At 54.6% G+C, this 15,892-nt stretch carries 13 protein-coding genes; 12 read left to right on the forward strand and 1 reads right to left on the reverse strand.

All coding sequences use genetic code 11. The annotated features are described in order from the left end of the window. Window positions 1-94: 94 nt before the first annotated feature. From ACE38U_RS02965 to yejF, 12 genes are all read left to right on the forward strand, one after another. A complete protein-coding gene (locus ACE38U_RS02965; protein ID WP_375529145.1) occupies window positions 95-2,164 on the forward strand; it encodes a TonB-dependent receptor domain-containing protein in 2,070 nt (689 codons plus the stop codon). Between the two features lie 61 nt (window positions 2,165-2,225). Then, a complete protein-coding gene (locus ACE38U_RS02970) occupies window positions 2,226-2,486 on the forward strand; it encodes a DUF2534 family protein (protein ID WP_038481034.1) in 261 nt (86 codons plus the stop codon). Window positions 2,487-2,649: 163 nt separating this feature from the next. Continuing rightward, window positions 2,650-3,222 (forward strand): elongation factor P-like protein YeiP, encoded by a 573-nt coding sequence (yeiP, locus tag ACE38U_RS02975; RefSeq protein ID WP_008459912.1) that lies wholly within the window; start codon window positions 2,650-2,652, stop codon window positions 3,220-3,222. A gap of 191 nt (window positions 3,223-3,413) precedes the next feature. Next, window positions 3,414-4,880 carry a mannitol dehydrogenase family protein gene (locus ACE38U_RS02980; RefSeq protein WP_375529146.1) on the forward strand — a complete coding sequence of 489 codons (1,467 nt, stop codon included), beginning with the start codon at window positions 3,414-3,416 and terminating at the stop codon, window positions 4,878-4,880. A 149-nt stretch (window positions 4,881-5,029) separates the two neighbouring features. Next, window positions 5,030-6,007, forward strand: a complete 978-nt coding sequence (locus ACE38U_RS02985) for a CobW family GTP-binding protein (RefSeq protein WP_375529147.1) — start codon at window positions 5,030-5,032, stop codon at window positions 6,005-6,007. A gap of 45 nt (window positions 6,008-6,052) precedes the next feature. Continuing rightward, a complete protein-coding gene (locus ACE38U_RS02990; RefSeq protein WP_375529148.1) occupies window positions 6,053-6,757 on the forward strand; it encodes a phosphatase PAP2 family protein in 705 nt (234 codons plus the stop codon). A gap of 420 nt (window positions 6,758-7,177) precedes the next feature. Continuing rightward, complete coding sequence (mepS, locus tag ACE38U_RS02995) at window positions 7,178-7,744, forward strand: bifunctional murein DD-endopeptidase/murein LD-carboxypeptidase (RefSeq protein ID WP_038481023.1); 567 nt, start codon at window positions 7,178-7,180, stop codon at window positions 7,742-7,744. A 249-nt stretch (window positions 7,745-7,993) separates the two neighbouring features. After that, on the forward strand, window positions 7,994-9,574 hold the full coding sequence (gene pdeN, locus ACE38U_RS03000) for a cyclic di-3',5'-guanosine monophosphate phosphodiesterase PdeN (protein WP_176981076.1): 1,581 nt from the start codon (window positions 7,994-7,996) through the stop codon (window positions 9,572-9,574). Between the two features lie 132 nt (window positions 9,575-9,706). Continuing rightward, a complete protein-coding gene (locus ACE38U_RS03005; RefSeq protein WP_144244106.1) occupies window positions 9,707-11,506 on the forward strand; it encodes an extracellular solute-binding protein in 1,800 nt (599 codons plus the stop codon). Between the two features lies 1 nt (window position 11,507). Then, window positions 11,508-12,605 (forward strand): microcin C ABC transporter permease YejB, encoded by a 1,098-nt coding sequence (locus ACE38U_RS03010; protein WP_038481016.1) that lies wholly within the window; start codon window positions 11,508-11,510, stop codon window positions 12,603-12,605. Further along, the gene (locus tag ACE38U_RS03015) at window positions 12,602-13,627 is read left to right on the forward strand and encodes a microcin C ABC transporter permease (protein ID WP_038481013.1); all 1,026 of its coding nucleotides are present in this window, start codon (window positions 12,602-12,604) and stop codon (window positions 13,625-13,627) included. The genes ACE38U_RS03010 and ACE38U_RS03015 overlap by 4 nt, the downstream gene beginning before the upstream one ends. 2 nt (window positions 13,628-13,629) lie before the next feature. After that, window positions 13,630-15,219 carry a microcin C ABC transporter ATP-binding protein YejF gene (gene yejF / locus ACE38U_RS03020; protein ID WP_038481010.1) on the forward strand — a complete coding sequence of 530 codons (1,590 nt, stop codon included), beginning with the start codon at window positions 13,630-13,632 and terminating at the stop codon, window positions 15,217-15,219. Between the two features lie 2 nt (window positions 15,220-15,221). On the opposite strand, the gene ACE38U_RS03025 is transcribed toward yejF, so the two are convergent. Continuing rightward, window positions 15,222-15,566 (reverse strand): YejG family protein, encoded by a 345-nt coding sequence (locus tag ACE38U_RS03025; RefSeq protein ID WP_038483335.1) that lies wholly within the window; start codon window positions 15,564-15,566, stop codon window positions 15,222-15,224. Window positions 15,567-15,892 lie beyond the last annotated feature (326 nt).

Here is a 15,892-nt window from a genome sequence, read left to right on the forward strand (position 1 = left end):
AACTGCGTAACGCTGGCGGCAACGTTGAAGCGTTGTCTCATGCGCGCTCTTTTAATCAAGAGCGGCGACGTTACGCCTGAAGGACAGTAAGGCAATGATGAAAACGCATTTAAAGCCGCTGGTATCGCTGATACTGCTGGCTATCTCCTCTCCTGCGGCCATCGCGGCGGGAGCGCATGAAGCTATGGATATGCAGGACGACTCCGTGATGATAGTCACCTCTCCGGCGTCATCGCCGCTGGAGGTTGTGACGTCTCCAAAAACGCCGCGCCAGCCCGTTCCGGCAAGCGACGGGTCTGACTATCTGAAGACGATTCCAGGTTTCTCGCAAATCCGCAACGGCGGCACCAACGGCGACCCGGTATTTCGCGGTATGTTCGGCTCTCGCCTGCGTATTCTGACCAACAATGGTGAAATGCCGGGCGCCTGTCCGGCCAGAATGGACGCCCCTGGCTCTTATATTTCGCCGGAAAGCTTTGATCTGCTGACGCTGATTAAAGGGCCAGAGAGCGTACTTTGGGGGCCGGGTAACTCGGCGGGAACGGTGCGCTTCGACAGGGAACCGCCACGCTTTGAAAAAGCGGGCATTCAGGGCACGGCCAGCCTGCTTACCGCCTCTAATCAGCGCTGGGACAGCAACGCGGACGTTAGCCTCGGCAATGAGGAAGGTTATCTAAGGCTGATCGGCAATAAATCCCATTCAGGTGATTACGAAGACGGCAACGGTAACCGGGTGGCCTCGAAGTGGGATAAATGGAACACCGACGTGGCCCTGGGCTGGACGCCCGACAAGGACACGCTGCTTGAGCTGACCGCCGGGAAAGGCAACGGCGAAGCCCGCTATGCCGGTCGCAGCATGGACGGCTCGCAGTTCAGGCGAGACAGCCTCGGCGCGCGTTTTGAAGCATCGAACATTGGCGACGTGTTCAATAAGTTCGAAACCAACGTTTATTACAACTATGCCAACCACATCATGGATAACTACTCGCTACGATCGCCGGGGACAATGTCCGGCGGGATGTCTGGCGGGCACATGGCCTCATCGATGGGCATGGATATGGGCGGCGCAATGAACATGGGTTCGTCGATGAGCATGAATATGCCGATGGCGATGCAGCTCGATCGCCGCACGATTGGCGGACGTATGATGGGCACCTGGATCTGGTCAGATTACGAACTGCGTAGCGGCATCGACGGCCAGCAAAGCACCCACCGCAGCAAGCAGGATGCCGGCTGGAAGCAAGATGCTCGTTTCCAGGACGCTGGCGTCTTTAGCGAGCTAACCTGGAATGCTGACGCCAACGGTAAAGTTATCGGCGGCGCGCGCCTCGACCGCACGCGCGTCAATAACGATACGGGCGTGGGCGCCAGCGTGCGCAGCAAAACATTACCGGCAGGTTTTGTCCGCTATGAGCAAACGCTCAGCGACATCCCGGTCATGCTGTATGCCGGCGTTGGCTACACCGAACGCTTCCCGGATTACTGGGAGCTGTTTTCGCCCACCTACGGACCGGACGGATCTAAAAATGTCTTCGATAACCTGAAAACGGAAAAAACCACGCAGTTAGACATTGGCGCGCAGTACAGCGGCGAGCGCTTTAATAGCTGGGTTTCTGCGTATCTTGGCCGGGTGAATGATTTCATCCTGTTCCGCTATGACCCTGATAACGCGCGCGTGAGCCAGGCCGATAACGTTGACGCCACGATTATGGGCGGCGAAATGGGCATGAGCTATGCGCTGACCGAAGCATGGAAGGCGGACGCAAGCCTTGCCTACGCCTGGGGGCAAAACACCAGCGACCATCAGCCGCTGCCGCAAATTGCCCCGTTGGAAACACGCTTTGGCCTGACCTGGGAACAGGGAGACTGGAGCAGTACCGGCCTGCTGCGCGTGGTCAGCGGCCAGCAGCGGGTTGCGCTAAACGAAGGCAACGTGGTCGGGAAAGACTTTGATAAAAGCAGCGGCTTCGCGATTTTCTCCGCCAACGCGGCCTATCGCCTTAGCAAGGCCATCAAGCTCAGCGCCGGGGTCGATAACCTGTTCAACAAAACCTACAGCGAGCACCTGAACCTGGCGGGCAACAGCAGCTTTGGCTATTCGTCCAATACCCCGGTTAATGAACCAGGCCGGACGGTCTGGGGCAAAGTGAACGTCACGTTTTAATCATCCAGGCCCCGAACACCGGGGCCATTACTCTTATTAATTCACCAGCCAGGAGGCTGATATGCTTGCAAAACTTCGTACACCCGAAGGTAAAAAATTCCTTATCGCGGTCGTGATTGTCTTCACCATCGTGGTGTCACTGATTTCAAAGGTCACCTTTGAAGGCGTGGAGGAGCAGTACAACTGGCCGATGGAACAATGGACGCTGGACATGTTTATCATGCAGGGTGCATGGGTCGCCATCTACACGATTATGTTCACCATTCTGTGCTCGCTGCCGTTTGCTTTCTATTTCTTAGCGCCGAAGGATGGCCGCGGCTAAGCCTGCTCTGCCACTGCCGTGCCGACAAAGCAGCATGTTGTCGGCACGCCTGCCTTAAACCCCTTACTTTAATGCTTCTTTATCAAATCCACTTGCCTGAAACGCGCCTCACGAGTACTTTGACGCAATATTTTCGCATCTCAATTTTTGACAGGAAACACCGATGGCAAGAGCTAACGAAATCAAAAAAGGCATGGTTCTCAATTACAACGGCAAGCTGCTGATTGTTAAAGATATTGATATCCAGGCACCTAGCGCCCGCGGCGCAGCAACCCTGTACAAGATGCGTTTCTCCGACGTTCGTACCGGGCAGAAAGTGGAAGAGCGCTTCAAGGGTGACGATATCGTTGACACTATTACCCTGACCCGCCGTTTCGTTGATTTCTCCTATATCGACGGCAACGAATACGTGTTCATGGATAAAGAAGATTACACGCCGTATATCTTCACCAAAGACCAGATTGAAGAAGAGCTGCAGTTCATTCCTGAAGGCGGTATGCCGGATATGCAGGTTCTGACCTGGGACGGCCAGCTGCTGGCGCTGGAGCTGCCGCAAACCGTGGATCTGGAAATCATCGAAACCGCACCGGGCATCAAGGGCGCTTCCGCCAGCTCCCGCACCAAACCTGCCACCCTGTCCACCGGCCTGGTGATTCAGGTGCCGGAATACATGGTTGCCGGCGAGAAAATCCGCATTCATATCGCGGAAAAGCGCTCCATGGGCCGCGCTGACTGATGATTAATGACGCTCCTACGGGAGCGTTTTTTCTCTCTACCCACCAAAGTTATTATACCAATTAAACCTTTCCGCCTTATTATCAGACCTGAATCACACAAAAACGATTAAATTAATAGACCAATTTCATTTCCTGTCATACAGCTTTACACTGCAAAGGTTCCCATCTCCCTCACCCAGGATGCCAATCTATGGACACCATTGCCACCGCTTTACTTCCCGCTACCGTTCAACGGCCAAACTACGATCGTGGCGCTCTCAGGACGCGCATCGTGCATTTTGGTTTTGGCGCTTTCCATCGTGCGCACCAGGCCTTACTTACCGATCGGGTTCTTAACAAGCTGGGCGGCGACTGGGGGATCTGCGAGATCAGCCTGTTTAATGGCGATAGCCTGATGCGCGAGCTTCGTCAGCAGGATCACCTGTTTACGGTGCTGGAAAAAGGCGCGACGGGGAACGAGGCGTTGGTGATTGGCGCAGTAAAAGAGTGCCTGAACGCAAAACTGGACGGCATGGAGGCCATCATAGAGAAATTTTGCGAGCCGCAGGTCGCGATTGTCTCCCTGACCGTCACCGAAAAAGGCTACTGCATCGACCCCGCCAGCGGAAAGCTCGATACTACCAATGAGCGAATCATTCACGATCTTGCCTCGCCGCACGAACCACACTCGGTGCCGGGGATCCTCGTTGAGGCGCTGAGCCGCCGCCGCGAAAGGGGATTAAACCCGTTTACGGTTTTGTCCTGCGACAATATTCCCCATAACGGGCATTTGGTTCGCCAGGCCGTGCTGGGCATGGCCGCCCAACGAAGCGCGATGCTGGAAGAATGGATTGCCAAAGAGGTCACTTTCCCGAGCACTATGGTTGACCGCATTGTTCCGGCTGCTACGGAAGAGTCCCTGCAAGAGATCGAGAGCGTTCTGGGCGTAAAAGATCCCTGCGCCATTGCCGCAGAGCCTTTTATCCAATGGGTAATAGAAGATGACTTTGTTGCTGGCCGCCCCGAATGGGAAGCCGCGGGCGTGGAAATGGTTAAAGACGTCATGCCCTTTGAACAAATGAAGCTGCGTATGCTTAACGGCAGCCATTCGTTTCTGGCTTATCTCGGTTACCTTGCCGGCTACCAGCATATTAATGATTGCATGGCCGACGAATGCTTTGCCCGTGCCGCACGGCGCCTGATGCTGCAGGAGCAGGCCGTGACGCTGAACATTCGCGGCGTCGACCTGAATCAGTACGCCACAGATCTGCTGGTACGCTTTGCTAACCCGGCGCTCAGGCACCGCACCTGGCAAATCGCCATGGACGGTAGCCAGAAGCTGCCCCAGCGCTGGCTGGAAGGCGTACGCTGGCATCTGGAAAACGAGAGCAACTGGTCATGTCTGGCGCTCGGTATTGCCGGCTGGATGCGCTACGTCAGCGGCGTAGACGAGCAGGGTAAGGCTATTGACGTTCGCGATCCGCTGCTGGGGAAGATTCAGATGCTGGTCAGCGACAGCGGCGAGAGTGAGCGCGTAAGCGCCCTGCTCTGCCTGAATGAAATTTTTGGCGATGACCTGCCGAAAAACGCGAAATTTATCGATGAAGTTCAGCACGCCTGGCAACAGCTTACCCACCTGGGCGCGCGCGGCGCGGTCGAAAATCTGCACTTCAGTTAACAATCAATGCGCTTAACGTGGTTTACCTCCGGGTAAAACCGCGTTAAGCCTTCTCTTTTAACCGGGTTGTCGTCAGGATAGTCAGCGTAAATAATTAACAATGACTGAATGATTGACGTGGTTTATGCGCAATAACCCCCGGAGTTCCTGTGACAAAAACAAATTTAATTACCGGCTTCCTCGGCAGCGGTAAAACCACCACCATCCTGCACCTGCTGGCGAATAAGCCGGTTGATGAGAAGTGGGCGGTGCTGGTGAATGAGTTTGGCGAGGTCGGCATTGACGGCGCGCTGCTGGCGGACAGCGGAGCGCTGCTCAAAGAGATCCCCGGCGGCTGTATGTGTTGCGTTAACGGCCTGCCGATGCAGGTCGGTCTGAACACGCTGCTGCGCCAGGGCAAACCCGATCGCCTGCTGATTGAACCCACCGGCCTCGGCCACCCGAAGCAAATCCTGGACATGCTCAAGGCGGAGGTTTATCAGCCGTGGATTGACCTGCGGGCCACGCTTTGCCTGCTGGACGCCCGCCAGCTTCTGGATGAAAAAGCCCTGAATAATGACAACTTCCGCGACCAGCTCGCCGCGGCGGACGTCATTGTGGCCAATAAACAGGATCGCGCCACGCCGGAAAGCAAAGCTGCGTTAGAGCGCTGGTATCAGGCGAATGGGGACAGTCGAGAGCTGGTTCACGCAGAAAATGGCGCTATCAATATTGAACTGCTGGACAGGGCGCGGCTGAATCAGCGCGAGCTGCCGTCCAGCGCCGAGCATCAGCATGCAAAGGCGGTGACTCACGGCCTTGCCGCGCTTAGCCTGCCGGGGCATCAGCGCTGGCGGCGGAGCGTTAACAGCGGGCAGGGATATTACGCCTGTGGCTGGATTTTCGATGAGGAAACCGTCTTCGACACCATCGGCCTGCTCGAGTGGGCTCGTCTCGCTCCGGTTGAACGGGTAAAGGGCGTGCTGCGTATTCCTGAAGGGCTGGTGCGTATCAACCGTCAGGGCAACGACCTGCATATTGAGACACAATCCTCGCCGCCGCCGGACAGCCGCATCGAATTGATACACCCGGATAATCCCGACTGGAACGTTCTTCAATCCGGCCTGTTGAGCTTACGTTTAAGTTAATACGACTACCTTTCCGCCCCCGTAATGAGATTTAGAAGCTGCATCATGATTAATCGCCTCCCTCTTTTACTGTTACTGAACGCGCTGGGCCTTGCCCTGTTCTTTAGCTGGTATCTGCCCGTGAACCATGGATTTTGGTTCAACATTGACGCCACGCTGTTCCATTTCTTTAATAATGAACTTGTCAAAAGCCAGACATTTTTAACGCTGATTGCTATCACCAATAACCGCGCTTTCGACGGCATTTCGCTGCTCGCAATGGGCGCCCTGTTCTCCTGGTTCTGGCTGCGTGAAGACGGCGCTGGCCGCCGCCGCCTGGTGCTGATGGGCATCGTGATGCTGCTGTGCGCCGTGGTGATTAACCAGCTCGGCCACCTTATCCCGGTGGTTCACGCCAGCCCGACGCTGTTCTTCACCGATATCCATCGCGTCAGCGAGCTGCTGCACTTCCCGACGAAAGATGCCTCGAGCGACAGCTTCCCCGGCGATCATGGCCTGATGCTGCTTATCTTTACCGGTTTTATGCTGCGTTATTTCGGCGGGCGTGCATTTTTTATCGCAGCAGCTATCTTCTTTATCTTCTCTTCGCCAAGAATAATGATAGGCGCGCACTGGTTTACCGACGTCTACGTTGGCTCGCTTTCTATCGCCCTGGTGGGCCTGCCGTGGGTGCTTTTAACCCCAATCAGTGACCGGTTAATTTCCATACTGAATCGTACTTTGCCGGGTAAATATAAAGCTTCTCGCTGATGCCGAATAAGCAATGACGATGGCGAATAAGCAGGGTCCCCTACAGGTCCCTGCTTATTTTTTCAGCACCATGACGGCAAGATGAATATTTACTCACGCCAAATCCTCTTCAATTTGAATGACCTGACGATAAAACCAGCAGCATCGTCGATCATTTGTTCGAAATAACCTTTCGCGACGAAACATCACAATTTCTTATAAAAATAAGAATAAAAACGCTCGCATAGCCTGGTCTTATCGGGTAGTCTCGGGAAAGTTTTCGCTACGTCTCAGCTATTTGTGCTGTGAATAAAAGTGTGCGGTGTTCCACATTTTTGTGCATAAATAATTGTCTCGTTGCCTGTAGGTAATTAGTCTCGTCACGTTGGTATTTTTGTATAACGAATTATTCGTTAAGGACATCAAGGGAAAACAAACAACATGGTCAGATCTCAGCCTATTTTGAGATACATCCTGCGGGCTATCCCCGCGGTTGCGGTAGCAGTTATGCTCTCCGCCTGTAGTTCGACTAACACAGCAAATATGCATTCTGAGACGCATGCAGTCGGTGAAAAAGACAGTTTTTTACTGCAAGCTTCTCAGGATGAATTCGAAGAGATGGTTCGTAACGTAGACGTTAAGTCACGTCTTATGGACCAATACGCGAGCTGGAAAGGTGTACGCTACCGTCTTGGCGGCAGCAGCAGAGCGGGTATCGATTGTTCTGCATTCGTGCAGCGCACGTTCCAGGAACAGTTTGGCTTAACGCTGCCTCGTTCAACGTCCGAGCAGCAGGAATCCGGCAAATCCGTTTCGCGTAATAAATTACGTACCGGCGATTTAGTGCTGTTCCGCGCGGGCTCTACCGGGCGTCATGTCGGCATCTACATTGGTAATAACCAGTTTGTACATGCTTCCACCAGCAGCGGGGTTGTTATCTCCAGCATGGATGAACCTTACTGGAAGAAGCGTTACAACGAAGCACGCCGAGTGCTGAGCCGCAGCTAACGCCATAAAAGATATGTTTTGTTGAGGGTTATTCCCTTGGCTACTCAGCAAAACTACCAACGTTAAAAACGCTGCCGATGCAGCGTTTTTTTATGCCTGAAATTCAGCTGGTTACTCTTTCCTCAGCGAGAGAAACAGCAAATAGTCACCCGATGAAACAAATTAAACAATTTCCGGGTTATGGGTTATAGTCAGAAAAAATCATAAAACAAACGATGATTCGCTTGCCCCTGCGGGACTCATACATCCATGTCTTATAAGAACATTTTTTCGCGCTACTTTAGCACCCCAAAGCAGATAGTCACCTTCAGCCTGCTGATGGGACTGTTTGCCGCATTATTTGTGGGGGGGCTAACCAGCCTGGCGCTTCATTCCAAGCGTGAGTCCGCTTATAACCTTCTCGCTCGCGACATCAGCAACTACCTCGATACCTTTTTTAAAGAACTCCACGCTACCGCCGACGGCATTCAACCTTTAACCATGAACGAATGCGAAAGAGTCAGCGGCGAGCTGACTTCCCGCGCGGCTTTTAATCCCAACGTACGGGCCTTTTTGCTGGTGCGTAACAGCATCGCCTACTGCTCTTCCGCCACCGGCGACATGGAACTGTCGATGGATGCCCTGGAGCCCGAGCTGAACATCAATAAACCTATCGACCTGGCTATCATGAACGGCACGCCGATGATGCCGGGCAGGCCGGTGATTGCCGCCTGGTTTTTGAATCCGCTGGCTTCAGGACGCGGTGTCTTCACTACGCTAAACGTCAACCTCACGCCGTACCTGGTCTTCACCTCGAGGCAGCAGGACATCAGTTCGATGGCGCTGGTGGTGGGAAACAAAGCGCTAACATCCTATTCCCCGGACGTTATTAACGTCGATGAACTCCCTCCCTCCCCCACAAGAATTTCTATCCTCAGCGGTTACCCTATTAAACTCTACATTTACGGCACTCCGTGGCCAGTAGAGGATATTCAGCTCGCGATCCTTGCCGGGTTACTGTCCGGCCTGCTTGGCACCGCACTGTGCGGTTATTTCCTTACGGTGAAGGTGCGGGCCGGCAAAGAAATTCTTACCGGCATTAAGCGCGGACAGTTCTTTGTTGTTTACCAGCCCGTTGTCGACTCTGAGGCGCTGCAGATGCGTGGCATAGAAGTGCTGATGCGCTGGGAGCACCCGACGGCGGGCATGATCCCTCCGGATGCGTTCATCGGCTTTGCCGAAGCCCAGCAGCTTATCGTGCCGCTGACTCGCCATCTGTTTGAGCTGATAGCCAAAGATGCGCCAGTACTGCAAAAAGTCTTACCGGCCGGTGCCAAAATTGGCGTTAATCTTGCGCCCAGCCATCTACACTCGCCAACGTTCAAACAGGACATTCAGGCATTTGCCGCTTCCATGCCGCCGCACCATTTCCAGCTGGTTTTCGAGATAACCGAACGCGACATGCTGAAAGAAAAAGAGGCGATGGGGATTTTCGCCTGGCTGCATGAGCAAGGGTTTGAAATTGCGGTTGATGATTTCGGCACCGGCCACAGCGCGCTGATTTACCTGGAACGGTTTACCCTGGATTACCTGAAAATCGACCGCGGCTTCGTCAACTCCATCGGCATGGAGACGGTGACGGCCCCGGTGCTGGACGCCGTGCTGACGCTAGCCCAGCGGCTGAACATGAATACGGTCGCGGAAGGCGTGGAAACGCCGGAGCAGGCAAAATGGCTTATTGAGCGTGGCTGTAACTTCCTGCAGGGCTATTACTTCAGCCGCCCGCTGACCCTAAGCCAGCTCGCCAGCTGGAACCCGTCCCACACGCTTTATGACGAACTGAAAGACTGACAGACATTGCACAATCTTCGCCGGCTAACTTATGATTAACCATCATGGGCTTACCGGGCGCAGGAGCGCGACGCCTGCGGTCTGCCATCCACCAGGCAAGGAATGAAGATGACGAGAGCTGTACGTGCACTGATGCTGCTTTGCCTGAGCACGTTTTCCCTGATGCCGTGCGCCGCAGAGATAAACGAAAGTTATGCCTTTGCCGTGCTGGGCGAACCTAAATACGCCGTCAACTTCACTCAGTTCGATTACGTTAATCCAGCGGCCCCGAAAGGCGGTAATATTACGCTTTCGGCCATTGGTACCTTTGACAACTTCAACCGCTTCGCCATGCGAGGTAACCCCGGCATCCGCACCGATGCGCTGTACGACACGCTGTTTACTACCTCCGATGATGAACCCGGCAGTTATTACCCGCTGATTGCCGAGATGGCCCGCTATCCGTCCAACTTTGCCTGGGCTGAAATCTCAATCAATCCCCGCGCCCGTTACCAGGACGGCAACCCGATTACCGCGCAGGACGTCGCGTTCACCTTCAATAAATTCATGACCGAAGGCGTGCCGCAGTTCCGGCTGATATACAAAGGGGCGACGGTACGAGCGATTGCTCCGCTGACCGTGCGCATCGAGCTTGCCACGCCGAGCAAAGACAGAATGCTGGGCCTGTTCTCACTGCCAGTATTCCCGGAAAAGTTCTGGAAAGATCACAAACTAAGCGACCCACTTTCTTCCCCTCCGCCTTCCAGCGGACCGTACAAAATCACCGACTGGAAGATGGGGCAGTACATCACCTGGTCGCGAGTCCGTGACTATTGGGCGGCAAATTTGCCAGTGAACCGGGGGCGTTGGAACTTTAATACCATCCGCTACGACTATTATCTTGATGATGACGTTGCCTTCGAGGCCTTCAAGGCCGGAGCTTTTGATTTTCGCAGCGAAGTTTCTGCCAAAAACTGGGCCACGCGCTATACAGGTAAAAACTTCAGCAACCACTTCATCGTTAAAGATGAACAGAAAAACGAATCCGCCCAGGACACCCGCTGGCTGGCGTTTAACATCCAGCGTCCCATTTTTAGCGACCGTCGGGTAAGGGAAGCTATCAGCCTGGCGTTTGATTTTGAATGGATGAACAAAGCGCTGTTTTATGGCGCCTATAGTCGGGCCAACAGCTACTTCCAGAATACCGAATACGCCGCACGCGGCTATCCGGACGCCGACGAACTGATGCTGCTGGCGCCGATGAAAAAAGATCTCCCGCCGGAGGTCTTCACCTCAATCTACAACCCGCCTAAATCAGACGGCCGTGGGTTTGACCGGGATAACCTGCTTAAGGCGCTCAGCCTGCTTAAAGAAGCGGGTTGGGAGTTAAAAGACCAGAAGCTGGTGAATGTGAGCACCGGCAAGCCATTTGTTTTTGAACTGCTGGCCGGTACGGCAGGCAATACGCAGTGGATCCTCCCTTTCCAGCGCAACTTGCAGCGCCTGGGCATTACCATGAACATCCGCCAGGTGGATAACTCGCAGCTCTCAAGCCGCCTGCGCAGCCGTGATTACGACATGATGCCTCGGGTTTACAGCGCGATGCCTTACCCGAGCCCGGATTTACAAATCATCTGGGCATCGGAGTACATCAATTCGAGCTATAACGCACCCGGCGTGCAAAGCCCGGTTATCGACAAGCTTATCGAGATGATTATCGCCAGCCAGGGCGATAAGAAAAAACTGCTGCCGCTGGGCCGTGCCCTTGACCGCGTGCTGACCTGGAACAACTACATGCTGCCGATGTGGTATACGTCAGCCGACCGTTTAGCCTGGTGGAATAAATTCTCCCGCCCGGCCATCCGCCCAATGTATAACAACGGCTTTGATAACTGGTGGTATGACGTAAACAAAGCGGCGAAGCTGCCTGCCGACCGGCGCCAGGGGGACTAACGTGGGCGCTTATATTCTCCGACGTCTGCTGCTCATCATTCCCACCCTGTGGGCGATAATCACCATTAACTTTTTCATCGTGCAAATCGCGCCAGGCGGGCCGGTAGATCAGGCTATTGCGGCCATACAGATGGGCCACAGCAGCGGCATGCCGGGCGTGAGTAACGATGCAATGGGCGGCAGCCATGCCCGAACCGGCGTGGGTGATGTCACCAGCAGCCAGTACCGGGGTGGCCGTGGACTCGACCCTGAAGTCATCGCAGAGATTGTGCATCGCTATGGGTTCGACAAGCCGCTGCACGAGCGTTATTTCACTATGCTGGGCGACTATTTACGCTTTGACTTTGGTAATAGCCTGTTCCGTAGCTCTTCGGTGATCAAGCTGATTAAAGACAGCCTGCCCGTATCCATTTCCATCGGGCTGTGGAGCACGCTGATCATCTATCTGGTGTCAATTCCGCTTGGGATCCGCAAGGCGGTGAGCAACGGCAGCAGCTTTGATATCTGGAGCAGCATTTTTATCATCATCGGCTATGCCATCCCGGCGTTTTTGTTTGCCATCCTGCTGATTGTGCTGTTTGCCGGCGGGACTTATCTCGACTGGTTCCCTCTGCGAGGGCTGACGTCGGCCAATTTTGACGCCCTGCCCTGGTACAGCAAAATCACCGATTATCTGTGGCACATCGCGCTACCGGTGCTGGCAACGGTTATCGGCGGCTTCGCCACGCTGACCATGCTGACGAAAAATTCCTTCCTCGATGAGATTCGTAAACAGTACGTGGTGACCGCGCGGGCTAAGGGGCTGGATGAGAAGAAAATTCTGTATCGCCACGTCTTTCGTAACGCGATGCTGCTGGTGATCGCTGGTTTCCCGGCAACGTTTATCAGCATGTTTTTCACCGGATCGCTGCTTATTGAAGTGATGTTCTCTCTTAACGGGCTGGGCCTGCTTGGCTACGAGGCGACGATTTCACGCGACTATCCGGTGATTTTCGGCACGCTGTATATTTTTAGCTTGATTGGCCTGCTGACCAACATCGTCAGCGATGTCACCTATACGCTGGTCGATCCCCGCATTGATTTTGAGGGCCGAGGATGAGCCGACTAAGCCCGGTAAACCAGGCGCGCTGGACGCGTTTTCGCCAGAACCGCCGTGGTTACTGGTCGCTGTGGATCTTTGCCCTTATCTTTATTTTGAGCATGGGTTCAGAGCTGGTCGCCAACGATCGTCCGCTGCTGGTGCATTACGAAGGCAAACTCTGGTTCCCGTCGATAAAAAACTACAGCGAAAGCGATTTTGGCGGCCCGCTTGCCACCCCCGCCGACTACCAGGACCCCTGGTTAACCGCGCGCCTGAGCGACAAAGGCTGGATCCTCTGGGCGCCGATACGCTTTAGCAGCAACACCATTAACTACGCCAGCAACGTGCCGTTCCCTTCGCCACCCAGCGCGCAAAACTGGCTCGGCACCGATGCCAACGGCAGCGACGTGCTGGCGAGAATACTTTACGGAACCCGCATTTCCGTGCTCTTCGGCCTGATGCTGACCTTTTTCTCCAGCATTATTGGCGTTCTGGCAGGCGCGGTGCAGGGCTATTACGGCGGGCGCGTCGACCTGTGGGGGCAACGCTTGATAGAAGTCTGGTCGGGGATGCCGACGCTATTTTTGATAATCATGCTGTCGAGCGTGGTGCAGCCTAACTTTTGGTGGCTGCTGGGCATCACCGTATTATTTGGCTGGATGGGGCTGGTCGGCGTCGTGCGGGCAGAGTTTTTGCGCACCCGCAATTTCGACTATATTCGCGCTGCGCGGGCGATGGGCGTCGGCGACTGGTCAATCATGACCCGCCATATGTTACCTAACGCCATGGTCGCCACCCTGACCTTCCTGCCCTTTATTCTGTGCGCTTCGATAACGACCCTGACCTCACTCGACTTCCTCGGTTTTGGTCTGCCGCTTGGCTCACCTTCGCTTGGCGAACTGGTACTGCAGGGGAAAAACAACCTGCAGGCACCGTGGTTGGGCATTTCCGCCTTTCTATCTCTGGCGATCTTGCTCTCCCTGTTAATTTTTATTGGCGAAGCGGTCCGTGACGCCTTTGATCCTTCTAAGGCGCGCTGACCATGACGACTCCGCTACTCGCCATCAACCATCTTTCTATTGCTTTTCAGCAAGGTAAAACGCTGCATCAGGTGGTGGACTCGGTTTCTCTTCAGGTTGAAGCAGGCGAGACGCTGGCGCTGGTCGGCGAGTCCGGGTCGGGGAAGAGCGTGACGGCGCTCTCCGTGCTGCGGCTGCTGCCGTCACCGCCCGTGGTTTATCCTTCGGGAGAGATTTTGTTTCACGGTACGGACCTGCTAAACGCGCCAGAAAGAGCGCTGCGCGGCGTGCGCGGCAACAAAATTGCGATGATTTTTCAGGAACCGATGGTGTCATTAAACCCGCTGCACACTATCGAAAAACAGCTTTATGAAGTGCTCTCTTTGCACCGGGGAATGCGGCCGGAGGCGGCGCGGGCGGAGATTCTTACCTGTCTCGATCGCGTGGGTATCCGCACCCCTGCGGCCCGGCTGAATGACTACCCTCACCTGCTGTCCGGCGGGGAACGCCAGCGCGTGATGATTGCCATGGCGCTGCTGACGCGACCTGAATTGCTGATTGCCGATGAGCCGACAACCGCGCTGGACGTTTCCGTTCAGGCGCAGATCCTGCAGCTGCTGCAAGAGCTGAAGCAGGAGCTGAACATGGGGCTGCTGTTTATCACGCATAACCTGAGCATTGTGAAAAAGCTGGCTGATAACGTGGCGGTCATGCGTCACGGTCAGTGCGTTGAACAGCAGCCTGCCGCCCGGCTATTTAACAACCCTCAGCATCCCTATACCCGGCAACTGCTGAACGCAGAGCCTTCAGGGGAGCCGGTGCCGCTTCAAACGGGCGTTGCTCCTTTGCTCAAGGTTGAGGATCTGCAGGTCGCTTTCCCCATTCGTCGGGGGCTGTTGAAAAGAACGGTGGGCCACCATTATGGCCTTAAAAAGCTGAGCTTCGAGCTGCGGCCCGGCGAAAGCCTGGGCCTGGTTGGCGAATCAGGTTCGGGTAAAAGCACCACCGGGCTGGCGCTGCTGCGATTAATTCATTCCACCGGCGCTATCTGGTTTGACGGCCAGCCTCTGCATGAGCTTAAGCGCAAACAGCTGCTGCCGCTGCGCCACCGCGTTCAGGTGGTTTTCCAGGACCCTAATTCTTCGCTGAACCCACGCCTCGACGTGTTGCAAATCGTTGAGGAAGGCCTGCGGGTGCATCATCCATCGCTAAACCCCGCCGAACGTGAGGCTAAAGTGATTCAGGCTCTGGAGGAAGTTGGCCTGCAGGCGGATATGCTGCACCGCTACCCGGCTGAGTTTTCCGGCGGCCAGCGTCAGCGCATCGCTATTGCCAGGGCTTTAATTTTGCAGCCGCAGCTTATCGTGCTGGATGAGCCGACGTCCTCGCTGGACCGCTCGGTTCAGGCGCAAATTCTGGCGCTGTTAAAATCACTGCAGGTAAAGCACCGGCTGGCGTATATCTTCATCAGCCATGATTTACATGTGGTCAAAGCGCTTTGCCACCAGATGGTAGTGCTGCATCAGGGGGAAGTTGTCGAACAGGGAGACTGCAGGCAGATCTTTAGCGCCCCGCAAAGCGACTACACGCGTCAGCTTCTGGCACTCGCCTGAGATCAGAAAGGGTTATTGCTGGAAAAAGGTTCGGCAATGGCCACGCCAACGTTTTTCAGGCGGCAGGTTGCTGCCAGCTCATCCTGAAGATTCACAAACAGGCACGGCTCGCCTTCGCACTCGACCACCGAACTGTCGACTTCAATATCGCTTAATGCCTGGCTAAGCGTATCCATGATCGGCCACGCTTTTTCCCCATCCGGGCTCAGCAGCTTGAGGCCAATCAGGCAATCGTCGTCTTGTGGGCCGTTTTGCGGAATCGGTTCAACTTTGGAGCCTGCAAAACCCGTCAACCAGCGATAGCTCTGCGGCAGGCGGTGCACGATGGACAGTTGTATGGTGTTCAATTTCATTTCCCCGGAAGTTCCAATCGGCAATATATCTCAAACAGTTTGCATAAAGGTTAACACAATGTTGATAAATTGCGTTTAAACGAGTACGAAACTGACTTACATCCACTGTAGTAATTTCATTACTAACGCTTTATTTTTGTGCTACAGCACGCGTTTCGGCGCTATATGTATCGCTTTCTGAGATCTAACTCAACCTTTTTAACTACAAAGTTGTGACTTTTTACAGTTGAGCGTTTTACATATGCGAAACATATATCCTGTATCGACGGACGTAATGGCGGAGTTTTAGCGAAGAACACGGGCGTTTCTGAACCGAAACA

The organism is Cedecea selenatireducens, from assembly GCF_042138895.1.
Taxonomy (GTDB): domain Bacteria; phylum Pseudomonadota; class Gammaproteobacteria; order Enterobacterales; family Enterobacteriaceae; genus Cedecea; species Cedecea selenatireducens.